The sequence below is a fragment of the Bradyrhizobium elkanii WSM2783 genome (assembly GCF_000472865.1).
GTDB classification, from domain to species: Bacteria; Pseudomonadota; Alphaproteobacteria; order Rhizobiales; family Xanthobacteraceae; genus Bradyrhizobium; species Bradyrhizobium elkanii_A.
Genome location: NZ_AXAP01000093.1, coordinates 1 through 25,798 on the forward strand (window position 1 = coordinate 1; position 25,798 = coordinate 25,798).

General features: G+C 57.6%; 18 protein-coding genes and 2 pseudogenes. 9 read left to right on the forward strand and 11 right to left on the reverse strand.

Translation table 11 applies throughout. The features are described 5' to 3' along the window. The 3 genes and pseudogenes from YY7_RS0141815 to gmd all read left to right on the forward strand — a co-directional run. Positions 1 to 793, forward strand: a pseudogene (locus tag YY7_RS0141815) (phosphomannomutase/phosphoglucomutase); the annotation flags it as partial. 353 nt (positions 794 to 1,146) lie between these two features. Further along, positions 1,147 to 2,151, forward strand: a complete 1,005-nt coding sequence (galE, locus tag YY7_RS0141820) for a UDP-glucose 4-epimerase GalE (RefSeq protein WP_028168354.1) — start codon at positions 1,147 to 1,149, stop codon at positions 2,149 to 2,151. Positions 2,152 to 2,411: 260 nt separating this feature from the next. Then, the gene (gene gmd / locus YY7_RS0141825; protein ID WP_028168355.1) at positions 2,412 to 3,503 is read left to right on the forward strand and encodes a GDP-mannose 4,6-dehydratase; all 1,092 of its coding nucleotides are present in this window, start codon (positions 2,412 to 2,414) and stop codon (positions 3,501 to 3,503) included. 102 nt (positions 3,504 to 3,605) lie between these two features. Here the strand turns inward: gmd and YY7_RS0141830 are convergent, their stop codons facing one another. The 3 genes from YY7_RS0141830 to YY7_RS0141840 form a co-directional block, all read right to left on the reverse strand. After that, positions 3,606 to 4,904, reverse strand: coding sequence for a WcaI family glycosyltransferase (locus YY7_RS0141830; RefSeq protein ID WP_028168356.1), 1,299 nt, complete (start codon positions 4,902 to 4,904; stop codon positions 3,606 to 3,608). A 63-nt stretch (positions 4,905 to 4,967) separates the two neighbouring features. Then, entirely contained in the window at positions 4,968 to 5,945 is a 978-nt protein-coding gene (locus YY7_RS0141835; RefSeq protein ID WP_155255551.1) for a GDP-L-fucose synthase family protein, read from the reverse strand. Positions 5,946 to 6,660: 715 nt separating this feature from the next. Then, on the reverse strand, positions 6,661 to 7,752 hold the full coding sequence (locus YY7_RS0141840; RefSeq protein ID WP_028168358.1) for an ABC transporter substrate-binding protein: 1,092 nt from the start codon (positions 7,750 to 7,752) through the stop codon (positions 6,661 to 6,663). Between the two features lie 317 nt (positions 7,753 to 8,069). On the opposite strand from YY7_RS0141840, the gene YY7_RS0141845 reads away from it, so the two are divergent. From YY7_RS0141845 to YY7_RS54625, 6 genes and pseudogenes are all read left to right on the forward strand, one after another. Continuing rightward, positions 8,070 to 9,437, forward strand: coding sequence for an undecaprenyl-phosphate glucose phosphotransferase (locus YY7_RS0141845; RefSeq protein ID WP_028168359.1), 1,368 nt, complete (start codon positions 8,070 to 8,072; stop codon positions 9,435 to 9,437). Positions 9,438 to 9,451: 14 nt separating this feature from the next. After that, positions 9,452 to 9,739, forward strand: a pseudogene (locus YY7_RS0141850) (sugar transferase); the annotation flags it as partial. Between the two features lie 102 nt (positions 9,740 to 9,841). Then, a complete protein-coding gene (locus YY7_RS61175) occupies positions 9,842 to 11,854 on the forward strand; it encodes a hypothetical protein (protein ID WP_196237414.1) in 2,013 nt (670 codons plus the stop codon). An 88-nt stretch (positions 11,855 to 11,942) separates the two neighbouring features. Further along, positions 11,943 to 13,130: a hypothetical protein gene (locus YY7_RS0141860; protein ID WP_155255547.1), complete on the forward strand. Its 1,188-nt coding sequence runs from the start codon at positions 11,943 to 11,945 to the stop codon at positions 13,128 to 13,130. Positions 13,131 to 13,922: 792 nt separating this feature from the next. Beyond that, entirely contained in the window at positions 13,923 to 14,357 is a 435-nt protein-coding gene (locus YY7_RS61180; protein WP_155255548.1) for a glycosyltransferase, read from the forward strand. Continuing rightward, positions 14,354 to 15,439 (forward strand): acyltransferase family protein, encoded by a 1,086-nt coding sequence (locus tag YY7_RS54625; protein WP_051397213.1) that lies wholly within the window; start codon positions 14,354 to 14,356, stop codon positions 15,437 to 15,439. The genes YY7_RS61180 and YY7_RS54625 overlap by 4 nt, the downstream gene beginning before the upstream one ends. On the opposite strand, the gene YY7_RS0141875 is transcribed toward YY7_RS54625, so the two are convergent. The 8 genes from YY7_RS0141875 to YY7_RS0141915 all read right to left on the reverse strand — a co-directional run bounded on the left by YY7_RS0141875 (position 15,436) and on the right by YY7_RS0141915 (position 25,669). Next, entirely contained in the window at positions 15,436 to 16,599 is a 1,164-nt protein-coding gene (locus tag YY7_RS0141875) for a glycosyltransferase (protein WP_196237415.1), read from the reverse strand. The two genes, YY7_RS54625 and YY7_RS0141875, sit on opposite strands and share 4 nt — an antisense overlap. Continuing rightward, on the reverse strand, positions 16,599 to 17,714 hold the full coding sequence (locus YY7_RS62295) for a hypothetical protein (RefSeq protein ID WP_028168365.1): 1,116 nt from the start codon (positions 17,712 to 17,714) through the stop codon (positions 16,599 to 16,601). Before YY7_RS62295 ends, YY7_RS0141875 begins: the two co-directional genes overlap by 1 nt. A gap of 103 nt (positions 17,715 to 17,817) precedes the next feature. Beyond that, a complete protein-coding gene (locus YY7_RS0141885) occupies positions 17,818 to 18,993 on the reverse strand; it encodes a glycosyltransferase (protein WP_028168366.1) in 1,176 nt (391 codons plus the stop codon). A 470-nt stretch (positions 18,994 to 19,463) separates the two neighbouring features. Continuing rightward, positions 19,464 to 20,198 (reverse strand): hypothetical protein, encoded by a 735-nt coding sequence (locus YY7_RS0141895; RefSeq protein ID WP_155255550.1) that lies wholly within the window; start codon positions 20,196 to 20,198, stop codon positions 19,464 to 19,466. Between the two features lie 22 nt (positions 20,199 to 20,220). Beyond that, complete coding sequence (locus tag YY7_RS0141900; protein ID WP_028168369.1) at positions 20,221 to 22,527, reverse strand: polysaccharide biosynthesis tyrosine autokinase; 2,307 nt, start codon at positions 22,525 to 22,527, stop codon at positions 20,221 to 20,223. Between the two features lie 329 nt (positions 22,528 to 22,856). Further along, entirely contained in the window at positions 22,857 to 23,486 is a 630-nt protein-coding gene (locus YY7_RS62300; protein ID WP_028168370.1) for a hypothetical protein, read from the reverse strand. Between the two features lie 120 nt (positions 23,487 to 23,606). Further along, positions 23,607 to 25,100, reverse strand: coding sequence for an O-antigen ligase family protein (locus YY7_RS54630; protein WP_080664088.1), 1,494 nt, complete (start codon positions 25,098 to 25,100; stop codon positions 23,607 to 23,609). Positions 25,101 to 25,135: 35 nt separating this feature from the next. After that, a complete protein-coding gene (locus YY7_RS0141915) occupies positions 25,136 to 25,669 on the reverse strand; it encodes a hypothetical protein (RefSeq protein WP_028168371.1) in 534 nt (177 codons plus the stop codon). Positions 25,670 to 25,798: the final 129 nt, after the last annotated feature.

Below are 25,798 nucleotides of genomic sequence, written 5' to 3' on the forward strand. Positions count from 1 at the left end.
CATGGAGATGCTGCACGCGATCCGCGACGCGGTCTTGCAGCACAAGGCCGATGTCGGCCTCGGCTTCGATGGCGACGGCGACCGCTGCGGCGTGGTCGACAACACCGGCGAGGAGATCTTCGCCGACAAGGTCGGCGTGATGCTGGCGCGCGACATGTCGGCGATCCACAAGGACGCGCANTTCGTGGTCGACGTGAANTCGACCGGNCTGTTCATCACCGATCCGGTGCTGCAGCAGCAAGGCGCCAAGACCGCGTATTGGAAGACCGGCCATTCCTACATGAAGCGCCGCACCAACGAGCTTGGCGCGCTCGCCGGCTTCGAGAAATCCGGCCACTTCTTCTTCAACAAACCGTTCGGCCGCGGCTATGACGACGGCCTGGTCTCGGCGATCGCGATCTGCGAGATGCTCGACCGCGCGCCCGGCAAGTCGATGGCCGACCTGAAGGACGCGCTGCCCAAGACCTGGTCGTCGCCGACGATGTCGCCGCATTGCGCCGATGAGGCCAAATACGGCGTGGTCGACGCCGTGGTGAAGCACTTCGAGGGCCTGCAACAGCAGGGCGCCAAGATCGGCGGCCAGGCGATCCGCGATCTCGTCACCGTCAACGGCGTGCGCGTCACGGTGGAGGACGGCAGCTGGGGCCTGGTGCGCGCCTCCTCCAACAAGCCGGAACTGGTGGTGGTGGTCGAAAGCCCGGTCAGCGAGCAGCGCATGCGCGACATGTTCGAGACCGTGGATAGCGTGCTGCGCACGCATCCGGAGGTCGGCGAGTACAATCAGAAGATCTGATTGAGCTGTTCGCCATGCCCACCGTCATCATGCCTCGCGCATGCGGGCATCCAGTACTCCGCGGCGTCTCACTCGAAGACGAGTGTCTCTGGAATACTGGATCGTCCGCCTTCGCGGGCGATGACAGTGGAGTGACGACTTACGCGGCCGCTCCGCAGTCGGCCGCCATCCATCGGGAAGGCGCCCGGCAACGTCCTTGATGACCGAGCGAAATTCTTTCCGATCGATCTTGACATGCCGGCCTCTATCCCGCTGTCTACCCCTCGCATCGCACCTTTGCTTTCAACAGCTCTAGATTGTAGAGACTCTTTGCGCCAACGCTCCTTGAGAACCCAATCTAGCGGAGAATGACGATGATCCTTGTGACCGGCGGGGCCGGCTATATCGGCTCGCATGCTTGCGTGGCCTTGTTGGCCGCGGGCGAAGATGTCGTCGTATTCGACAATTTCTCCAACAGCAGTCCGATTGCCCTGCAGCGCGTCCAGCAGATTTGCGGCAAAGCGCTGATTGGCGTTGAAGGCGACATTCGCGACGAACGCGCGATCGAGCAGGTGCTGACGCAATACAACTGCACGGCCGTCATGCATCTTGCCGGTCTGAAATCCGTTCAGGATTCCGTTGCGCAGCCGCTCGAATATTACGATCAGAACGTTATCGGATCTCACCGGCTGCTGCGCGCGATGCAACGGTCGGGCGTCAAGAACATCGTGTTCAGCTCATCGGCCACTGTCTACGGCACCCCGAAATTTCTGCCCTATACCGAAGACCATCCCCTCAATCCCGTGAACCCCTATGGGCGGACCAAGCTCATCATCGAGGACATGCTCCGCGACCAATATGTCAGCGACTCGAGCTGGGGGATCGCCATATTGCGCTACTTCAATCCAGTCGGGGCGCACGAGAGCGGATTGATCGGCGAGGATCCCCGCGGCGTCCCCAACAATCTGGTCCCCTTCGTGGCTCAGGTTGCAATCGGACGACGCGAGCGATTGAACATATGGGGCGCCGACTACCACACGCCTGATGGAACAGGCGTTCGCGACTACATCCATGTCATGGATCTCGCGCTCGGACACCTGTCCGCACTGAAGGCATTGGACAGTCCGAAATGCTTCTCGGTAAATCTCGGAACCGGTACCGGCAGCAGCGTGCTCGAAGTCGTTCGCGCTTTCGAAAAAGCGAGTGGCCGGCCCGTCCCATATGACATCAAGCCGCGTCGGGCGGGTGACATCGATGCCTACTACGCCGCCACGGAAACCGCGTCCCAACTGATGGGATGGAAAGCGGCCAGATCGCTCGAGACCATGTGCGCAGATCATTGGCGCTGGCAGAGCAATAACCCCAATGGATATTGCTGATCGTCACGAGTGAAGGCGCCGCTATCGACTGCGATATCCCGCCTCACGCGCAGGCCTCGATCAAGAATGGGCATCGATTCTCATTGCGCGCAGCGCCGCCCTTTCGGGCAGCGCTTTGCACCACGTGGCACCTTTTATCAAAGGACACGTTTCGCGGTTAATCCTGTTGGTCGATCGTACGACATGATCCGCCGGAAACTTCTATTCTGGCAGAATTATTGCGTTATGTAACGGCGCAGAAATCTCGTTTTGGGGGCTTTATGACGAAAAAGCGTGCTTTAATTACTGGCGTTACCGGTCAGGATGGTGCCTATCTGGCGGAACTCCTCCTGGAAAAAGGATACGAGGTCCACGGCATCAAGCGCCGGGCTTCGCTTTTCAACACCGATCGAATTGACCACATTTATCTCGATCCCCACGAGGCCAATCCGCCATTCCGTTTGCATTATGGCGACCTCACGGACTCTTCCAGTCTGGTCCGTATCGTCGGCCAGGTCCAGCCGGACGAGATCTACAATCTCGCAGCGCAGAGCCATGTCGCCGTTTCATTCGAGGAACCCGAATACACCGCAAATTCCGACGCGCTGGGCACGCTGCGCCTGCTCGAGGCCATCCGCATTGTCGGCCTGGAGAACAAGACACGCTTCTACCAGGCCTCGACTTCGGAATTGTACGGGCTTGTGCAGGAAATCCCGCAGAAGGAGACGACGCCCTTTTACCCTCGCTCGCCCTACGCCGTCGCCAAGCTCTATGCGTACTGGATCACGGTCAACTACCGTGAAGCGTATGGAATGTACGCCTGCAACGGCATCCTGTTCAATCACGAGTCCCCGGTCCGCGGCGAGACATTCGTGACGCGCAAGATCACGCGGGCGCTGGCGCGGATCCATCTCGGGCTGCAGGACCGCCTCTACCTCGGCAACATGGACGCGCTACGCGACTGGGGTCACGCGCGCGACTATGTCGAGATGCAGTGGATGATGCTGCAGCAGGACAAGCCGGATGACTTCGTGATCGCCACCGGCAAGCAGTATTCAGTGAGGGATTTCGTCAACCACGCCGCGGCCGAGATCGGAATCAAGGTCCGATGGGAAGGCAGCGGGGTTCACGAGAAAGGCTATGACGAGGCGACCGGCAAATGCATCGTTTCGGTGGACCCCCGCTATTTCCGGCCGTCGGAAGTCGCGACCCTGCTCGGCGATCCCTCCAAGGCAAAGCACAAGCTCGGCTGGGAGCCGAAGACCTCGTTCGAGGCGCTGGTCAAGGAAATGATGCAGGAAGATCTTGAATCGGCCAAGCGGGACGAACTGATCAAGCAGCACGGCTTCCGCTACTACGCGCGGCACGAATAGGAAAAAAGGCGCCAGACGCGGACCGCTTGCGGCGATTGCTCGAGCGCATTGGTTATCCAACCGCTCGAGCGTTTGACCAGCTTATTTGCCGGTCAGGCGCACCTACTCCTTGACCGGAAGCAACAGCGCTTCCGGCTGGAGCTGTGTCCCACCGCTGCTCTGCGGCCTGGCACTGTCATCATCAATGGATAGCATCTCCCTCAGCCACTGATGGATGATGCGTTCCCTGTTCCAACGTTCGAGCGCGCGCGTCCTGCCCTGCTTGCCCAGAACATTTCGAAGCGGCTCATCTTCGCCGAGCGCTCGGACAGCCTCGGCCAGCGCATTCGCATCGCCCGGCGGGACGACCAAACCGGCGCCCTCCACTTCATCGGCCAGCCCGGTACCCGATCCAGCCATAGCGATGACCGGCCGCCCGGAGGAGAAGATGGCTCCGAGCTTGGAAGGCAGCACCAGATCTGCCGCCTCCGCTCGCTGCGGAATCAGGTGAATATCCGCGGTCGCCATCAACGCGGCAAAACGATCGTTGGGCTGCACGCCAAGGAAATGGATGTTGCCGCGCCCCTGTGACATCTCCAGGAGCCTCGGCTTGTGAGGCCCCTCTCCGGCGAGAATGAAATGAACGTTGTGGTGACTTTCCTCGAGGGCAGAAGCCGCCTCCACGACGAGGTCGAGCCCCTGCTTATTCGACATCGTTCCCGAGTAGAGGGCGACGACGTCGTCTTCTCCAATCTTGAGCTCAGTTCGGAAATTGACCGTTGCGGGACCCGGAGTGATTGCGCCGGTGTCGATCCAGTTTCGGACCTCCCTCACCTTCTCCTGCGGAATTCCCTTCTCTTTGAGACGTCGCAACATCTGCGGTGAGATTGTGGAGACGCGGTCGAAGGATTTCAGGATTCTCGCTTCCGCGCGCAGCATCAGCCGACGGAGCCTTTGGTTCTGCAAAAGACCGAGATCAAAGGCCGCGTCCACCTCAAAGTCCTGCACATGAAGCCAGGATTTCGCCCCGGTCAGGCGTGCGGCGGCGGCGACGAGGGCCGCTGATGTCAGCGACGGCGCTACCGAAAGCATGATGTCGGGTCGCCACGAGAGCGCCGTCCGCACCAGAGGGATCGCACTCGCCATCGCAAACGACGCATGGTGAACGAGCCGCTTGGCCCCTGACGGACGGGCGGGCACGTAGATTGGCGTACGGATCACCTGCACGCCATTCAGCTTTCTCGACCGGAAGTACCAGGATCTGAAGCCCCGCGGAATTCGCCACGCCGGATAATACGGCGGTGCGGTGATCACTCGGACGTCGTGGCCTTCGGCCACGAGACTTTCGCAGAGCTCAGTGTTGTATTTCGCGACACCGACAAGATCGGGCGCGTAGTTGATGCCCACCAGAAGTATGCGCATTAAATGCAGACCAAATCAAAGATGTTAAGTTTCTTAGTTTTTAGGCGAGATACTGCACTCCGTTCAGTTTGACGCACTGGGACTAAGCGCGAGATTGCGGCCGTATCCGCGGAGAAAATCGGCGTAGGCCGCGGCGAGGCCGGCACGCATCGAAATCTGCGGGCGCCAACCGAGTTCGCGGATACGCGAGCTATCAAGCAGCTTGCGCGGGGTGCCGTTGGGCTTGCTGACGTCGAAGACGAATTTGCCCTGATAGCCGACGACCTCGGCGACCAGAGCGGCGAAATCCGCGATCGAGAGTTCGTCCCCGCTGCCGACATTGATCGGCATGTCCTGCGAATATCGCTTCAGAAGGAAGGCGCAGGCATCCGCCAGATCATCGACGTTGAGGAATTCGCGGAGCGGCGTGCCGGTGCCCCACACGGTAACCGTCGGCGCTCCCGCGAGCTTGGCTTCATGAAAGCGGCGGATCAGCGCCGCCGGAACGTGGCTGTGATCCGGATGATAATTGTCGCCCTTGCCATAGAGATTGGTCGGCATGGCCGAGATGAAATCATCGCCGTATTGACGGCGATAGGCTTGGCACATCTTCAGACCGGCGATCTTGGCGATCGCGTACCACTCATTGGTCGGCTCGAGCGGGCCCGCCAGCAGTTGGTCCTCGCTGATCGGCTGCGTTGCGTGCTTGGGATAGATGCAGGACGACCCCAAAAACAACAGGCGCTGAACCCCGATCGCGTGACTGGCACGCACCACGTTCAATTCGACCGAGAGGTTGTCGCAGAGAAAGTCGACCGGGAAATTGTTGTTGGCGCCGATGCCGCCGACTTTCGCGGCGGCATGCACCACGACATCAGGCCGGTTTGCCTCGAACCAGCGAAGCGTCGTCTCTTCCTTGGCAAGATCGAGCGCGCTTCGGTCCGCTGTCAGGACCGTGCAATTCTCGGTTGAGAGCCGACGTACGATCGCTGAGCCGACCATACCTCGGTGTCCTGCGACAAAGATTCGTTTATCTGCAAGATCGTAGTGAAAGGGCGCCATCATGCGCCCCCTTCCGCGTGCCCCGCGCGGAAAAACAGACAATCAAAACTCATTTCAAAAAAAGCCCAACACACGCTGCGCGCTTGCAGCCCCAAGCGCGCGAACTTGCTAACACAAGCTTCACCATTAGACAGCCCCACGCCCAACCTCACCATAGTTCATGGTGAATGCAGAGAGCCGCACAAACTTGTGGCAACACACGGCGCAAGAAGGCAGCAGCGATTTAGCTATCGCGCCGGTGAAGCAGCTTCGTGCGGTGATTTAGTAGGCGCGCCGAAGGACTGTTGTGCCGGGAGCAACGCAGACACGATCCCAATACCATCCGTACGGCGTTTCAACGCGGACGCGTGGACAACGACGCCACGGCACGTAGCCGTAAGGATAAGGTTGCCCCCAGAAGGTAACGGCCTGCACGGCATTGTCTGCTCGAAGCATGGCGGCCGTTGCCGGCATCTGAACGGCGGCCGTGGCCGAACTTGCCATCACGGCAACGCCGAACGTCAACCCAATAGCCCCTGCGAATGTCTTGAGCATGAAAACCCCCTAGCCCCAACAGTGCATCCCAAAGCCCCGCCGTTGCTGGCAGTGACAGGGAAGCGAGAAATTGTGGAAATAAAGCCCCAATGGCGCTGAGTTTATCAATGCCAGAAACAGAGCGCAACTTGACCACGACGATCTACGCGCGGCTGTGGTTTATCGGCATCGGTCGCGGTGCTCAGGGGTTGCCGGGCCACGCCCCCGGGCCTTCGAGATCGGGCGAACGGCGGTAGACGTCACGGACGAAGCCGTAATTTACCGCTTGCGACAGCGGCACCGTCTCCTCTCCCAGCTTTGCGAACATCAAAATGTCACGCAGCGTTCGCCAGCGGCTTTCGTCATATTCCGCGATTCGCATCCCTGTCGGCGAGACGAGATCGCGCTGCTGCTGAAGGTCGAAGGTCACGCGCTCCGCCCGCAGGCGGGCGGGATCGAATCCCACGATCAGCGGCACGCTGCGTGCATAGTCACCATAGGCGAGCTGCCAGCCGCGGATGATGGCTCGCAGGGCCTGGCCGACGATGGAGGGGCGATCGTGGACGAGATCGGAGCTGGCAAAATAGACCTGGCCCGGCACGTGGATGGCATATTCCTGCGGCCTGATGATGTTGAGGCGGGGCATGGCGGCGTCGGAGGGCACCGGCCGCGCGCCGATGTCGGTGATGACAGCATCGACCTCGCCTGCGCGCAGAGCCTGCAGATTGTCGCGGTCAGCGACCTTGGTGATCTGGCTGCGCGGCAGGCCGAGCTGCGCCATCATGGCGTCGAAAATCACCTCGCCCTCGCCTCCCCTGAGGACACCGACCCGCTTGCCGATGAGGTCGGCGGGACGCCGCAGCCCGGAGCTCTCGAGGGTGAGGATCGCGACGGAGGTGTCGAGGAAGCTGGCGGCGAATGCCGTGACGGGCACGCCGCGCCAGGCCGCCAGCAGGAACTTCTGCCCGGTTGTCACACCGATGGCATGCTCGCGTGCGACCATCTCGACAAAATCCGCGGTGGCTTTCTCCGCGACCGTGATCGTATGACCATCCTGGGCGAACAATCCCTGCTGCTTGGCAAGCATCTCGCCGGCGAAGCGCGCACCGAAACGGCCGTCGAGGAAGATCGTTGTCTCGTTGCGCGCAGGCGTTGTGGTGCGCGCAGGAGCAATGTCGTCGCGCTTGAACGCCAGATAGGCGACACTGAGGATGACGAGCGCGGCGACCGCCAGCCAGGCCCGGCGATATCTGCGTCGCGCGGCCTTGCGCGGGCGCCTGGACGTCCTGCTCAATGGGAGACTCCGCGAGATTTTCGCAACGCGCGCAGGGGTGAGATGCAAATGGGATACAATGCCAGCATATTGAGTAAGGTTACCGTTCGGTATCCCTTGTTTTCGTTCACGTTTGGATTGATACGCTGAGGCCCGGCTGAGCAAGTATTTTCATCAATTTTGTTTTGGCTGGCGGATACTTTTTTATGACGATATTGGCGACGCGTCCGGCCTCCTTACCCACGGGGGGCCCACCTCTCCAGCCTGCACAAATTAACGGCCAGCTCCCGGAATGGTCCGGGCGGAGCTGGCTGCGGCCAGCGCTGGTGGAATGGCTGGTGACGCTGGCGGATGGGCTGTTGATCTTCGTCTGCGGCGTCGGCTGCACGGTAGCATATCACCTTTTCATGCAATCGACGCTCGGCAAGACCGACATCTACGCCGCTGCCAGCCTGATGGTGGCGATCAATTTCGGGCTGCTCGTCACGGTGCAGAAGGGCTATGAGCTGACGGCGATCACCGACCTGCCGCGGCAGCTTCGGATCACGCTGACGACCTGGACCGGCGTATTTGCCGCGCTGCTGGCGATCGCCTTCACGATGAAGGTGAGCGAGGAGTTTTCCCGCGGCACGACGATCTCGTTCTACCTGGTCGGGCTGATCGCGCTGTCACTCTGGAAGATGGTGGCGGCGCGCTGGATACGGCGGGCGCTGCGCGAGGGCGCGTTCGCCAACAGCCGCGTGGTCGTGATCGCCGAGCAGGGGCTGCAGGCGACCTCGGCGGCGATGCTGGAATTGTGCCAGCACGGCTATCGGCTGATGCGCGTGTTCGAGATCCACACCAGCGAGCTCGCCTCGCCGCTTCTGATGTCCTCGATCGGCCCGCGCTTCGACGAACTCGTCGCCTACGCGCGCGAAGAGCGGATCGAGCATGTGTTCCTGCTGATGAACTGGAGCCGCCAGCACGCGATCGACAGCCTGTTGGACGGGCTGAAGATCCTGCCGATCCCGGTGCACCTGGTGCCCGACGCCAACGTCTCGCGCTTCCTGAAATACCCGCAGGTGCACAGCGGCAGCGCCTGGACGGCGGAGCTGCGCCGGGCGCCCTTGAGCTGGAAGGAGCGCGCGGTCAAGCGCGCGCTCGACCTTATCGGCGCCTCGTTCGCCTTGATCGTGTTCGCGCCGATCATGCTGTTCACCGCGCTCCTGATCAAATGCACCTCGCGTGGGCCGGTGTTCTTCCGCCAGACCCGCAACGGCTTCGGCGGCCGGGCGTTCCGCATCTTTAAATTCCGCACCATGCGCGTGCTGGAGGACGGCCCGACGATCCGCCAGGCGAGCAAGAACGACCCGCGCGTGACGCCGATCGGCAAATGGCTGCGGAGGACCTCGATCGACGAGCTGCCGCAGCTCTTCAACGTGCTGAAGGGCGACATGTCGCTGGTCGGCCCCCGCCCCCACGCCGCCGCCCACAACTCCGAATACGAGCAGATCATCGGCAACTACGCGTTTCGGCACCACGTAAAACCGGGCATTACGGGATGGGCCCAGGTGAACGGCTATCGGGGCGAGACGAGGACGGTGGAGCTGATGCAGAAGCGGGTGGAGTATGATCTGTGGTACATCAATAATTGGACGGTGTGGTTGGATCTGCGGATCCTGCTGGGGACGCTAATGGTTACTCTTGCACGGCCGACAGCCTACTAACGAGCTAAAGCGGGATGGGACTAGGTCCGCACCGGGCGCTTTCGCGACCGTCCAATCAAAATGTCGAAAACAACCCCATGCAAAGTAGCAATCACGCCTTCCGTCACCCCGTGAAGCCCGGCATCACCGGCTGGGCCCAGGTGAATGGCTATCGCGGCGAGACGAGGACGGTGAAGCTGATGCAGAAGCGGGTGGAGTGTGATCTGTGGTATATTAATAATTGGAGCGTCGGCCTGGACGTCTTCATTTTGTTGAAAACCGCAACACTTGCGCTCGGGTTAGGTCGCGGCGAAGCATACTGACGCAAATCTGACGCATCAAGCTTTGACGCCACCAATCGATGAAGTTCTACTCCGTTATAATGGTAGCCTATGACTGAGAGGATCGATTTCCAGCGTAGGTTAATGATGGCACTCGCAGGCGGGATGACCGCCGAAGCAGTTGCTCAAAGCGCATCAGCATTCGCTGCTAGTAAGAATGGGAAGATAGTACACGCGCCTACATTGCAGTCCGCCCGCACTCAAGAGCTGGACGATGATACGAGCGTTTACGTTGAAAAATTTGAGGATTCGTCCAGACCGGCATTTGCGTTGTATCAGCGTTGTAGTGCCGAGCCGCACCATCCTATGAAGTTTCAAAACGCGGGCAGATGGTGGAGTATAGACGAGCCTGCAGTGACGCCTCTCATGGCCGGCGCTCGCTTTGACGGAGAAACGGACGACACTAACGCTTGGAAAAGCGTCTTAGCGTTGAACAGGGCTGTATTTTTTCCGCCGGGAACGTCGCGAATTACGGCTCAGCTCGCGAACGGTCCATTTCATATCTTTGGAACGCCTACTGATGGAGTCAGCAGCCGTCCGTCTGTCGCTACTTTGCTGGTGGACGGCCCCGGAGTCACACCTCTAGCGAGCTCAAGCCAAATCACCGCGACGGATTTTGCGATCGAATATCAGAGTCGTGCAAAACTCCCAGGAACCGGTTTGATTTATGCACGAGCGCTCGTTGTGGAAGGAAGCATTGAAACAATCGGTTCAGAGCTAAGACTGACCATTCACGATGCACAGCACACCTCACCGCTAACCGTCGGATCTGCAATAGTAGCTGTGGCCGAAGTTAGCCAAGGGACTCACGATTTTCGCGCCAACGCTTACCGAGATTTCGATGATATCTTTATAATTTCGGAAGTTTTGTCTACCCAGACAGCGCGGCTGATAGGTAGACGCGGAACGAACATACAGCGCGGCACTCTGCATATTCGAGGCAACTGCTTCGCGAGCGTCTGGAAGGCCAGTCAGCCCACCGGTATCCGTATCGAGAGAATTCGATCCACGTTCTGTCCTGGTTACACTGTGATGCTCACAGGTGCCCAACAGGTCGACATCAACCGAGTCTATGGAGGCGGGCATCTCGGGACAGTAGGGGCATGGCCACACAATGGCCGCGCCTTCAACACTGGGGGCAACTATCACCACGTGCGTCTAGAGGGACTTATGAACTTTGCTGCATCTGGCGGCGTAGTGCATGCCTCCGGTTTGAATGACTCTTCAGTTCGACAGTGTCAATACGATCCAAATGGCTCTGATTGGGGCGGCGCTATCAACGCTCATTTCGTGAGTTCGATTGCGCCATATGCGTTCTTCAGCTCGCCATCTCTGGAATTTGTTGGCAATTCTGATGAGGATCATCGCGGTTCGACGGGCGCATACTTCTTCAACTGCGAATTCCTGACGGTAGATAAACGTCATTCCTATGACATAACTGGTCCAGCTAATACCTATGATACTTGTTCCTACCTGCTCGAAGGTTCAGTACGGGTCAATCCATCATCAATTCTGAAACGCACATACCGACATTGCGACAATCGTTCCGCGCAGGAAACGTTGAGGCTAGCGGGTGGCAGAGACCAAGCAGGACTTGACGTTTGGAGGGCAGGAATATTCCCTACCTTCACGCGATTTCAAACAACTCGCGACATGGAGATAAAGCGGTTTGTGCTCAGTCAGGAACGCATTCGGAGTAGCTCAGACAAGCAGATGTTTTGGACTATACCTAAGTCTGCCTTTTCCGGATGGGCCGGCGTCGGATTGAACCTCATAACTTCCGTTTTGTTCGCTCACTCCGCGCAATGGGCGTCGGACGTCAGCGCTCCCACCGTGGATTTGGGGACCATTTCTATCCCTACACTTTTCGGAGCAAAGCTAAGCTTATCGACCCCCGCAGACCATTATCTAGTCGGGAATAACATCCCCAATTTTCGACCTCTCGCCTTCTCGGAATCAAAAAACACGCAGGACGGCCTGGCCTTAACTCTAAATTTCGCCGTAGGGCCGCAGTTTGACAAGTCGTTACTGTGCACAGACATAGCACTCTATATCTCGATCCAAAGATACCGCTACGATGCGCCAGATCCAACATGATCTACCCGTGAGGTGCGACGGAGCCAATAAGGCGGGCACAAAGACGGCGCACGTCCTGCTATTTGCTGCATACGTTTTGTGTGCGCTAATGCAGAGCGTTTACGTCAGCCAAATCCCGCTTTCGTTGGTCGCCGCCAGCTACCTTGGCTTGCTCATGCTGGCTCTCGGCGAGGGGCATAGGCTCGTGATGCCATGTGTGGCAGCCGTCTTTATGTCAACTACCTTCATACTAATCTCCATTGAATCCCGCTTAGCTGAACTCGGAGTCATAAAGTTCGCGGTCGGATCTTCCTTGTTTTTCTTCACCTTGTTTGCACTGCCTAAACTCATCGAAAGGCATCGGGCGACATTCAGTAAGGCAATCACACTCGCCCTTTGGGTTCTCAGCGTCACATTCTTTCTCGATTATTTTGGCATAGCCTCTTTCAAAGCGCTTGGCCTTGTTCGCCTCTGGTCTGCTGATGGTGTTACCGAGATTGCGGTTACCAATGACCCCCGAACGTCTGGATTATTCAGCGAGCCTTCGTGGTTCTGTTTGGCCACTATCTCGCTCTTGACGGCCAACTGGTCGCTCGGCGGGTTATCTCCCATTCCCGTTCTTGCTACGGTACTGGCTATTGTTTTGTCTCAATCATCCACTGGGGTGGTAGGCCTGCTCCTTTTGTTTGCCGGGGTTGCTGGACCTAGTTGGCTCGGGGGCTCACGCACCAATAAATCAACTACTATAGTCCGCCGTTTCATTTGGGCCTTGTTCTTTGTCGGCTCTCTTGCTGTAGTTGCTCTAGCACTGGAACAAAGAGAATCGCTCGACGATTTCTCGAACTCAGCTAACAACGTACTCTCAAAGATATACGATCCGGGAAGCTCAAGTTCGGGCTCGACCCGGCTGTTCAGTCCTCTTCCGGTGATCGAGAAGGTTTCCGAAAATTCGTTCATCTTTGGGTTGGGTGCTTCGGCAATTAATCAAACGTTGTCTGGGAAGATTGGCACCGCGATCCTACCCTTCAACGTGTTCATTGAACTCGGGTTGTACGGCCTATTAGCCTATTCCGCAGCGCTTCTCTGGCCGATCTGGAGATTTCGTCCCACGCGTGTTCAGCTAATGCTGTGTACGCTTAATCTCTTCACTCTCGGCTTGCCTTCGTCGCCATTTCAGTCCGCTATGCTGGCTCTAATGCTCTTTCGCACTAGAGGTTACACTTCGACCAATAGCTTTGCGACGGCCCCTAAATTGGACAAATCGGAACGATCTTACACGCTACTGAGTCGCAACTGACAGTGCGATCGCTTGATAACAGCCAACCCGGAATTCGCTTTGAAAGTCTTGTGGATAGCTAAACAGACGCCGGTCCCGGAAAACGGTGGCGAACACATCTATACCCATGGAATCGTGACTGCGTTAGCGCCGCTGTGCGATCTCACGCTCCTGTGCTATGGCGCAACCGACGTACAAGATTGTCGCTCCCTCTTGCCTGGTATCAATACTCGACAAGTGCCCCCTTACCCAAATTCGGAATTATCGAGTTTACTATCTCGCTTTCCAAACAATACACACCGATACAACCAGAACCATTTCGCGCAACACGCCGTTCGGATTTGTCGGGAACTTGCTCCTGATGTAATAGTGGTCGATTCTCTCGCAATGGCTTGGACTTACAAGATTCTCATTGAGACTGCCCCACAAGCGAGCCTAGTCTATTTTTCTCATAACTTCGAATCCGCACTTCGAGCAAACATCGCGGCCGCCGAAGCCGGCAATCTGATCTCGAAACTTGTACGGTCCGTAGATAGCTTCAAAACAGCTATACTTGAGAGAAACCTATGCCTAAGCGCCCACCTAATCACGGCGATAACCGAACATGACTTACATTGTTACGCGAGCAGCTATCCCACAAAAGCGAGAGTTTTGATAACACCGGGCTACCACAATATTCCGTCTCAACTCCGCCCGCTTCCAAAAACACGCACAGCGTGTATTATTGGATCGTTCCTATGGAGCACAAAACGCGCAAACCTTGTTCAGTTTCTGGACGAAGGCTACAGAACGCTGCAGCAAGGAAACGTCACATTGAAGATCATCGGCAATATGGAGGAGCCATTTCGACGCCATCTGCGTCAGAAATATCCCCAATTGGACATTACTGGAAAAGTTGGGAGCTTGGCCGAGGCCACTAACAATTGCAGGGCAGGTCTACTGATCGACAGCGTCGGCGGCGGGTTCAAGCTTAAGGCTCTTGATTACATCTTCTTGGGTTTACCGATGTATGCCCTTTCCGATTGTATGTATGGGCTGAACCTGACGCCACAGGACGATTACATTGAGGCATCAACCTCGAATGTATTAGCTGATTTCCTAGCGCACTCAATTTCTGATGATAGCTTGCTCGGCCTTCGGGATCGAGCATACCTCAAGTCGAGAGAACGATTCTCCTGGCGCGCGTCCGCCGCTCATTTTCTCGACGCGATCCGGCCGCCGCTTCCTCGAAACGGCCGCCACCTATGAGTCCCGCGGCGCCAGAACTAGGTGTCACGAAGGCTGCTCAGAGTCAGAGAATCGAGCATCTCGATGGGTGGCGCGGTTTAGCCATAATCTCGGTCCTGATTGGCCATTTTCTTCCAGTCCCGTATGTGAATTGGGGACATCTGGGCGTCGAACTATTCTTCGTTCTGAGTGGCCGGCTGATGAGCCACATACTTTTCGTTCAGAACGTTCCATTGGGCGTGTTTTTCCGTCGTCGCATCGCACGCATTTATCCAGCGTTGCTCGTTTTTGTGGCCGCTACTTTTCTTCCGGCTTTATATAGTGTGACACTCTTGGGTACTAAGCGACCTCTTGCCGATTTAGTGGATGCCACAGCCGCCGTAACATTCTGCACAAACTACGTTGAAGCAATTTTCACGCGAGGATCGATTTACACACATACTTGGTCGCTAGCAGTGGAGGAACATAGTTACGTCCTGCTAGCTCTCGTTGCATTTTGTTCAAAAAGAGATCGAAAGATAGCGCTGCAAGTTACAGTAGCTTTGGCAGCAGTCTGTATGGTCAACGGCATTTTCAATTCTTGGGCGCTTGGTCTCGCGGACTACCAAGTCTACTGGAGAACCGACGTACGAGCCGCTTCAATATTGATTTCGGCATCGATCTATCTTCTTCTTCCTCAATTTGGACGGATCCCCGCATACGCTGCGATCTTGGCCGCGATCGCTGGCATTCTCTCGTTTTCGAATTTCCTCTCTGGTTACATAAACTACACTGCAGGCACAATCATGCTGGCGATAGCGGTAAACACAATCGACTACTCACCCAGACTAGTGCGACAGTTTCTCGCTTCGCGTGTATTCGTTTGGTTTGGTGTGCTCTCATATTCGATCTATCTTTGGCAGGAGCCCTTCTACGCCGGCGTAGCCAAATTGGCCCAATTGAATTCGTTCATCCCAGCTATCCTGATATGCGCCGCTCTTTGTTGCGCAGCGATAAGCTACACTTTCATTGAGAGGCCCATGAGGGTCTTCCTGAATGCGCGCTGGCGTACGTTCAATCCATTCAAGCGATCGAAAGATGATATCTCGCTTCAGTCAACTTAACGTTGCGGTGATATCGCCAGCCGATTGAATGCAGTTGCAAAGTTTTCCTCGAAAGCATGTTGAGAGTACGGAACTCGTTTCAAGTCAGTTGGGTCATGGTACGATTTCTTACTCAGCCGCTTAAGACAGTCGTTGCATTCAACAACATCATCGACCTCGAAAAGCCATTCATTCGGAAGATAATCGATCATTCCATCCTTCCGAGATGCAACAACGGGCGTATTTAATGCTAAGGCTTCGAGCATCACCAGCGGGACCCCCTCGAAGCGGGACGGAAGCAATAAGCAATCTATGGACGACAGAACGACATCGACGGACGGCGTCCAATCTATGATGCGAACTCGGGCTTCGAGCTTACGTATCTTGATCATGCCCTCGAGACGCGCCACATCGGGCCCTTCTCCTACTATACAAAGATACGGATCGGTAATACCGGCAAAGATAGCGTCGAAATTTTCGATAACGAAGTCGTGGCCCTTCTGACGAAACTCTATCCGACCTATCATCGCCACAACGAACCCACTCACGTTAAGGCCGTGATCGAGCCGAAATCTACTCCTATCATCTGCCGGTTGGCTTTGGTCCCGCACGAAATTGTGGACGACTTCAACCTGAGCCGCTGGGGCCCATTTTTTTATGTCGGCTTTTGCACCCTCATAACAGGTGATGAACGAACCTATTGTTCGATAGTAGGCGCGATTTATGAGGTCACGGATCTGACCGGAAAGAGAACGTCCAGAAACAAGCTTGGCCGAATGGGCAAACGGCACATACCCAATCAACTTCATTTTGAGCAATTTGGCGGCGATTGCAGGGACAACCCCAACTTCGATTCGTCCCTGCAGCAATAATACAGCAGCGCAATCGCGCTGATGAGTCATGGAGCGCCAAACCAAACGGAACTCCCTAAGGAAGAAGAAGGGAAGCACACTTTTCAAACGCGATGATCTAATCGCAAGAGGTTCAACACTCATTGACGAATGCCGAAGGGTGCGCAGCATCTCAATAAACCGTTCATTGCGCATTGAACAAAGAACATGAATACGCCAGCCACGCGCAAGAAGGCCCTTAATCGCGGCGATCCCCATCACTTCATGACCACCAACCCACTCAGCTTCGCTAATCACTACTAGCAACTGCTCCCGCGAAGAAGTTGGCACTATCGAGCTCCGAGGCTGAGGTACTGCCGCATTGTGACGAATAGCGATGCGAGCAGAAGGAAATAGTAGAGTGGCAGCGACCAGACTGAGCTGGCCGAAACAACGCCGAATACAAGCAGAATTGTGCCATTTGCTGCCAGCATCGCAACTGCGTCCCATAGAATTATTCTGGATTTCCCAAGAGCGTTCAGACAGTTTTGCAGCATTATTCGAACGCCTTGAGCAACGAATAACAGCGACACAAGAATAAACCATCCGGCGATATGATCGTAAGATCCAGCAAACGTTTCACGAAAGAACATAAGAGCGGCCAGCGTGACAAGAATCACCGCGAGGCTTCCGGCAGATCCTAGTGCGAGTATCTTCCAGCTTCCTTTAATAGTTCCGCTTCGTTTAAACTGACCGAACATGATTGCATTTACAGCTTGCGGAACCACTAACACCTTTTCAGCGAACTGCCATGCCACCGCAACTAAGACGAAATACGAAGCTGGCACCGTGAAAGATGCGGAGAGGAGAATAGCCCGGAAAGCAGCGCTTTGCGCCGCACCTGAGAGCCCTACGGCCGCTCCATTCCTGACCGCGGCCTTCCAATCAACATCTCTGTGAACGGCAAACGAATTATAAGTCACCAACAACCACAAGATGTAGACCGCCGACTTTAGAAGATACCCGACCGATGCAATGACAATGAGATCGCCGGCCGAAGTAGGACGAATCAGCGCAATCAACGCAAGCCCGAGAACGCTTGGCACAAGCTCCAGCGTATTAAACATCCTATAGTTTTGCAGACCGAGCGCGAATGCTGGAAGAACGGCGGAGGCCGCGAGACCACTGCCCACTGCGAACACTTGCCAACTTTCTATTTCTTCCGATCGAGCGACTGTAGCCAGCGCTAGAATTCCGGAAAATATTGTTACCGCCAGTAGCGGCGCAGCTAGACGACGGCAAAGCGGGCGGAAGTGTGATGCATCCTTACTGAGCTCGCTGTAGATAAGCGGATAAAGGATGAAGGCCACCCAAGCTGAAATGATTTGGATGGCAACTATAGCTGCACTGAAGATCGCAAAACTTGTTGCGGCTACTGAACTCGCGATAAGAATGTTTGTCGCCATTCCTGCGAGCCCGGAAAATCCTTGGCGGGCTACGCTTTGACCAATCGCAACCAGACGCGCGTCCGTCCGAAGCCTGTGAACAAGCATGTGGACCTGAGCCACTCTAGGTTCGGGCATTTGCACAGAGACTTTGGTACAGCTTGAGCAGTTCTTCCGCGCGCGCAGGCCACAGAAATGATCCATTCGTAGTTCGGCTCTGAAGTTGGAGTGGCCGATGATGGAGCGCCTGTTTCACCAAATCATATACGTCGGTCTCCGGCTTGTACTGCTCCTCTGGTACGAGAAACATTTCCTCACTGCCGAATAGAATTGCCTGATTATCTGGCAATGCCATCTCACTGAACTGCGTTCTCGGAACGATTACTTGCAATCCCGTCGATAACGCCTCCCAGTACGATATTGAAAATGTAGTAAAGAGAGCGGCATCGGCAGCGTTGTAGAGAGCGTTAACTTCGGCTGGAGGCGAATGGGGAAGTTGGATCACCGATTCCGTGCCGTACGAAGAGAACATTTTTCGCACGTCGTCGCTCATTCGACCGACCAAGATGAGCTTGTAGCCAGCGTCGCGAACCGCTCTAGCAGCCTCTTCGGTTCGCTTAACCGCGTCAATTTTCCCGGATATCACGACAACCTTATCATCCAATGCTAGTCCCAGTCTTGCGCGAGATGCGGCTCGAAGTTCGTTCGAGAAAAAAAAGACCCGCTCATCCGCAGCAAGCGGCGCAAACATCAGCTTGCCTTTGCGTGACCAAGAGTTTCGAATGAAATGATCCCGGTTAGCGATTACGGTGTGCCTAACCACATCGGGAAAAATCGAGCCAATGCAAATCAACACTCTGCGGAAAAAGCTATCGAGGGTATGCAACCATGTGTAGTGCCGATCTCCCCTTTGCTCATGATCGTAAATGACGGGCTTACCGAATAGCTTCGCGAGGGCTGCATAGACCACCGATAGGCCTTGGCGAAATTCGATGACGTGAACCACATCGGCCGAACGAATGGCTGCCATAGAGATCGGCAAAAGAACAAAATCAGATAACCGGAGCAGCGGCTTCGACCGGGAAATCGTGATTCCGTATTTGCTTTTCAGTTCATCATCGTTCCGACTAGGAAACGTACTTTTTAGCTTCGACCTGTTGTATTTCCATATGTACGATTCAGTTGACGTTCTGATCTCCACATCCCACCCTCGCTCGGCGAGTACTCTGGAATATTGGATTTCACGGAAGGAATTTATTTCGGTTTCAGTAAAACCGGAAACTAGCAGCACTTTCGGCATTCACGTATCGTGCTCTTTGATTGTGAAATCAAGCAGGATCAGGCCTAACACGCACTATTTCTCCTTCTGGAAAATGCTGTACCTAAAGACGCTGACTTGATTCATGGAACCAAGAATCAGGTCGACGCGCTTATATGCTGGCACCATGCTATCGATGCATCGATCGGAGCCGTAGTAGCAGACCTTCACGCCGATACGTTTCGAGCAGTTGTTCTTCATGCTGACAACGTGGTCGAGCATCGTGGGATTTATAACGTGAGCTCGTGCCGCAGCCTCCGTATCGAGACAGGGGCGACCAAGTGCGTCGCGAACAACAGGTGAGCTAGATTGCTCGGCGGCCCCCTGCATTGTAAGTCTTGGAGTGTTTGAGGCTGGACTCGTCTGGCAGCGCGCCGATGGCGTCAGCAATACAAACAGAAGGCTAGCTATTGCGTAAGAGTTCGCTTTTTGTGATCGGCAAATTATCGCTATCACCACCAAGGCCTCTCGTCTGTTTCAATACCTGGCACGTCAACCTTGACGCCTTTCATCGAGAGCCGTTTCGCTAAGATGCGTCGTGCATTTATGTCCACTCCTTCGAGGGCGACAAGTAAACGTTCCTTTTGTGCCCAACCGACGCCCACCAAGTTCGTCGCTGCGTCTTCGATGAATTGTGAGTCCACCAACCGCGCAAACTCGGTAACGACAGCTTCCCGAGTGGCCGCGGGAAGCATTGAAAAAATTGCAAGAGCCAGCCGATTGCGCCGAAGGGCTACCCACCCCTCAACGGGGCCCACAGCGTAAGACTGTTCAAGATAGGTAATGCTCGTCGCGGCGACCCCGTTGTGGGCTATTTCCACCGCATACAGTGTCAGCCACAGAAAGGAATCAGAAGGGTTCAACGAAAGGGAGGACCGGACCTTCTCCACCGCACTTGCCACTTCGCGGTCGGCATCCTCCGGGCGTTTTTGCATCATCACGTCTTCGGCCGAGCGAAGCCGAACAAGAGCCTCTGACCGCACAAGCTCGGAATGCAGAAGCAATGGTCTTGGCTGCCCCTCGATCCGTACCAAAGCATCCCTAAGCGCATTTGGCTTGAAGCGGTCATCCGCAAGGATCCGCGCCGACATATCACGGGCCGGTACCTCGGACCAGAATGGCGGCAGCGCAATCACGACCCAGAGCACGCCTGCAAGCCCGAGCAGCGGCACCATTCCGCGCAGCAAGGCCCGCGTCTCTAGCCAACGATTATTCGACATACCCGTAACGGGCGTAGTATTTCTGGTAGTAATAGCGGCCGTGATAGGATTCATACCGCGCCAACGCCTTCGTATCCGCCTTGTTCAGCACTACGCCGAGCAGCTTGTTCTGGATTTCCGGCGAGCCGCGCAAATTGTGGCTGACGACGTCGACGTTGGTCCTGCCCCACTCGACCACGAACACATAGGAATCCACGAACGACGACGTCACGCGGACGTCGACCACGGGCGCCATAGGCGGCATGTCGAGGACCACGTAGTCGAATTTCGAGCGCAGCAGGGTGATCAGCGCGTGCATCGGCTTGGAGGCGAGGATCTCGTTGGTGTGCAGGAGTTTTGAGGTCGTGCCGGCGGGCAGGATCGCGAGCCTGGTGACGGGATCGACCGTCAGCACGTCCTCGAGCTGCACCTTCTGGGCGACGACGTCGACGAGGCCGGCTTGCGCAGATGGCACCAGCGCGCGCGACAGCGAGGGGTTGCGCAGGTCGCAATCGACCAGGAGCACGCGCGCGCCGCTATGCGCCATCAATTGCGCGAGGTTGGTCGAGAGCGTGCTCTTGCCTTCGTTCGGCAGCGTCGAGGTCACCGCCAGCACGCGGTTCTCGCGCACGATCGAATTGAGATCGACCGCAACTTTCAGCGTTCGGACGGCCTCGGCGAATCGCGACAGCGGATTCTCCACGACATAGCGGAGCAGGTCCGGCTCCGGGTTGTTGTTCGGCTTTGCGAGCGTGCCGGCTAGCTTCGACTGCAGGCCGGCGGGGAGCCTCGACTGCAGGCCGTCCGGGAGCTTCGACGGCAGGCCAGCCGGCGGCGCCAGCGAGGGCAGGATCGCGATGCAGTTCGTCCCCAGCACCTCCTCCACCTGCGAGGTGGTGCGGAACACCTTGTCGGTGAGCTCGCGCGCCATCGCCGCGCCGAAGCTCAGCATCAAGCCGCCCATCAGCGCGGCGGCGAGGATGATCAGCGTCTTCGGATAGCTCTTCTTCAAGGGCGCCGTCGCCGCGCTGATCACACGCGCCTCGGTGATCGGGAAGGATTGCTGCTGCACCGATTCCATGTAGCGCTGCAGGAAATTGTCATACATCGCCTGATAGGACTGCGCGTTGCTCTCGAGCTCGCGGAGCTGGATCTGCGCCTGGTTGGTGAGCTGGGATTCGGAGACGACATTGGCGAGGCTGGTCTTGATCGCCTCCTCGCGCGTCACGGCGATGTCGTAGTCGCTCTTGTAGGATTCCTGGATGCGCTTGAGCTCGTCCTGGATGTTCTTCTTGATCTCGGCCATCTGGTTGCGCAGGTTGACCGCGGCAAGATGCTCGCTGCCATATTTGGTCGACCAGATCGATTCCTTAGAGGCCATGTCGACATATTGCGCGCGGAGCTTGACGATGGTGTCGTTCTTCAGGGCATCGGCGACGTTGGCGTCCGGAATATCCTGCTTGAGCATGTCGTTCATACGGTCGAGCCGCGCCTTGGCTTCCGCGGTCGCCGCATGCGCCAGGATCAGCTGGCTGTTGACCTCGGCGAGCTGCTGCTCGTTCATCAGCCGCCCGCCGGTATCGACGATATTGTTGGCGGTCTTGAAATCGACCACGGCGCGCTGCGCGGCCGAGGTCTGCGTGCGCAACTCCTTGATGCGGTCCTGCAGCCAGACGCTGGCGCGCCGGGTCGCCTGGTACTTCGCCTCGAGCTGGTCGACGATATAGGCGTCCGCGATCGCATTGGCGATCTTGGCCGCCTTCTGCGGATCGAGCGAGGTGAAGCCGATCTCCATCACATAGGTCAGGCCGAGCCGCTTGATGGTGCGGTTCTTCTCGAACCGCTCCAGCGCCTTGCGCGTCTGCTCGAATTCGGACGGCGCGCTGCCGCTCGAGAACAGGCTGCCGATCCCGCCGATCACGGTGCCCAGGAGGCCGCCGCCGCCGCCGGTGAATTCGGGATCGTCGATCAGATGCAGGTCGCGGATCACCGCCAGGCTGATGTTCTCGGATTTCAGGATCTCGACCTGGGTTTCCACGGTCGCCGAATCCACCGCGATGTCGCCGAGCACGGATTGCTGCTGGAACAGCTGCACCTTGCGGGTGTCGATCACCATCGAGGCAGTCGAGGTGAATTGCGGCGCGGCGGTGAACAGGTAGAGCAGCGCGAGGATCAGGCACGCCGAGACGATCGCCACCATGGTCGGAAACTGCCGCCTGATCACCTCCAGATAGGAGGTCAGCGTCTGCGATGGGGAGCTCTCGACTTCGACATATTCGCGGTTGATTTCCGAGGTCGGCTTATTCACCTGCAGCATCTGCAATTCCTGAAATCAACCAGCGTTCAAGTATCGAGGGATAACGGATCTGGATTTTTTAATCTTGGATCGCCCCGCGGCCCGCGCGAGCGAGGGAAATACCGTGCCCCAAAGCGCGATGCCGTGCGGCAGAATAGCACGGCGCAAGACCGGGATGAACTTAATTGATGCGGTGCAGTCGCACTCCACACACGAGATTTCGCGTGAAGCTTAACGGCGCTCGCGCGCGACCATGACGCGCGGTTGACACCCCGTCCAAATACGGAAGAGCGGCGCACTGGCGCCGCTCTCGAAAGCCGATTGAAATGCGTCGACTGAGCTGAACGCGCTCAGCGGCGCGGGCTGACGCTGCTGCTCGTGCTGCCGACCGAGCCGCCGCCGAAGTTCGAGCCGGAGTTCGCATAATGCAATCCGCCGAACGTTCCACCGCCGCCATTGTTGCCGCCGAACGCGGCACCGAAATTACCGGTCGGCCCGCCGGCGCCGGTGCCACCGCCGCCTGCACCACCACCACCGCCGCCAGCCGCAGCGATCGCGACGTCGCCGGTCGCAGCCTGATAGGCGGCGATCACGTCCTGGTTGTTGGTGCCGGCGATCGCCCGCTGGATCTCGTCGGCGAAGGCCTGATCGTTCCGCGCAGCAAGCCGCGCCACCTGCGCCAGACCCGCCACGATGGCCTTGACCTGATCCTTGCTGGTCGCCGAATCCTTCAGGAGCCCGATCAGCACCGGAAGCGTCGTGGGATCGGACGCCGCGAGGTCGCGTACTCGCGAAATCATCGCCGCGCCGGCTTGCGGATGCTGCTGCAACAGGCTCGTGGGCGAGCCCTTGAATTCCGAAATGATCTGCGCCGAAAGCTGCTGCCGCGGCGGATAAACGGCCGCGCTGGCTGCCGATGAAATGGTCGCGACGATTGCCGCCGCCGCGGCCACCCGCAGCGCAAACTTAACAACGCTCATATAATTCCTCCTGAAATCAGCCGCCCCTGAGCGCGAGAATATCGCTATGCGCGGTGCAACGTAGCGGAACCGGTTCCCGCTGTCCACCCATTCTAAAAACTTCGTTAAGCGGCAAGCGCTTCAAAAATAGACAGTTTTATGAAATGCGCGAGCGCGGCCAGCAATCTTCCGCGGCTCCGGCTGCCCGGCCATATCGGCCCTGCTGTCCTGCGTCTCGCCCGCCTTGCTTCCGGCCTCACCGGAGCGAAACGATTGCGCCAGCCCAGCGCCAAAAAGCGCGAAGAACGGAATGCTGTAGCCGGGGACTTGCAAAGTAAAGTCGAGCATCGAATGCAACAGCGAAAGGCAGGCGGTGGCTGCTGCCGCGAGCGGAATGATGACGTCCCGCCGCCGTCCGAAGACGCCCTTGGCAAGAACGACGAACATGACGATCCAGCCGGTTGCCACCAGCAGCGCGAGCGGAATGCCAACCTCTGAGGCAAGCTCGAGCGGCGTCGAATGCGCGGCATCCCAGACGCCGCGAATCGAGATGTTCGGGCTGCGATACGGCGGGAAGGCCCATTGAAAAGTGCCCATCCCGGTCCCGAACCAGGGGTTGTCGGCGATGATGCGCAGCGTTGACTTCCACGCCTCCACCCGCCCCTCGTCCACCAGCCCCTGCGAGTCGAACCGGCTGGAGACCCGCCCGCCGAGCAATTGCAACAGGCCCAGCGCGACGACGATACCGGAGCCGAGCGAGATCCATATGCCGGTGCGCGCTGGCAGATCCTTCCGCAAGAATACGGTGAACGCTACGATTATCGCTAGCAGCGACAGGCCGACGCCGGCGCGCGAGGTCGTCATGAACATCGCCATCAGGCAGATCAGAAGCGCCAGCGCCTGCGGGATGATCTCGCGTGGCGGGATGTCGGCCAGGTCTCTTGAAAGGCGCGCCCAGATCAGGCGCCGCTCCGGCATCCGCCGCCGGATCTTCTCGAGGATCAGCAGCATCCAGATCACCGCACAGGACCCGAAATAAGCGGCCGCAGTGTTGCGGTTGATGAAGGTCCCGGTGACGCTGCCGAGATAGGCCGTCTTGTCGCGCCAAAGGATCATGGTTGGCTCGATCAGGAACGACAACACGCCGTAGAGCGCGTAAGTAGCGCCCGAGGCTGCGATCACCCACAGGATAAGCCGCGCCCGCTCACGCTCCGCTCCGATGATCAGACCAAGCAGCAGCGCCAGGACGTTCGCGAGCGGCGCGCCGAGCGCAAAGAAGGCTTCGTTCTTGACGATGGAGGCGGATGGCGCAATCGGCGTGCCGAGCAGGTCGGAGGCCTGTTTCCAGATCGGGTGAAACGGCGCAAGCCAGGGCTGATCCGAAAGCTGCTCGTGCAGCACGAATGCGTATCCCGCAATGATCACCCCGATACCGGCGATGATCCGTGCATGCTCGCTTCGCAGCGCGCGGGTGGAGGCGAGCGCCAGCGCCAGACCGAGGCAAAGGCACCAAAAGGCAATGGAGAGATCGTTGGTGGAGCCGAACGGAAACGGTGCGCCTGCAACAACAAAAATCAGGATGCAGGTGGAAAGCAGGTTTCTCGACCACCGGATATTGAGCCTGCCTAGCCGCATGAGCCTCTTCGCGCGAATCTCATTATTTCAGTTTCTCAGAAGAAGCAGTCGAACAGATAAATCTTCAGGTCGACGTTCAGCCGGCTGTCCCTCGTTTGTGCGCGCACCGCATAGAAGGAGCCGCTCTCGTCGCTGCCCTGCCCCAGTTTGATGCCCGGCGTGAGTTCGTCAGCGGGCACTCGGAGTCCGATGTGACGATTGATGGACGAGACCTCGATGCCGTTCTTGTCGTCGCCAAAATTCGCCTTGATCTGTGTGACCGTGACTTTCGGCAAACCCCGTCGCTGATGGCAGGTCTCCTCCTCCCAGATCTTGGTTTGCGCAACCAGCGGTGCGCCTGCGTTTTCTGGAATGACGATATCGGAAAAGGACGGTGAGAGCATGCCAAAATAGCGCGATTCCTGGGAATTCGCTGACAGACGCACCGTAAAGGAAAGCGCCCCCTTCGAGCCGCGCAGCCGCTCCATCACAGGAGCATTCGGCTCGGCGGAGACGACGACATCGATCCGGTGGCGAACGCCCAGCGTCTCAGACCGGGCCCGGCCTTCGCTTGCCAGCAGGCCGATCACCGCGCACGCCGCAGCAACAAGGCTACCCCGCCGGAGCCGAACCAACAGCATGTGGCCTCTTCAGATGTGAGCAACACGAAGTTTGCTCATAAACGCAAAATGGCACCGAGACAAAGTCACGGTGCCATT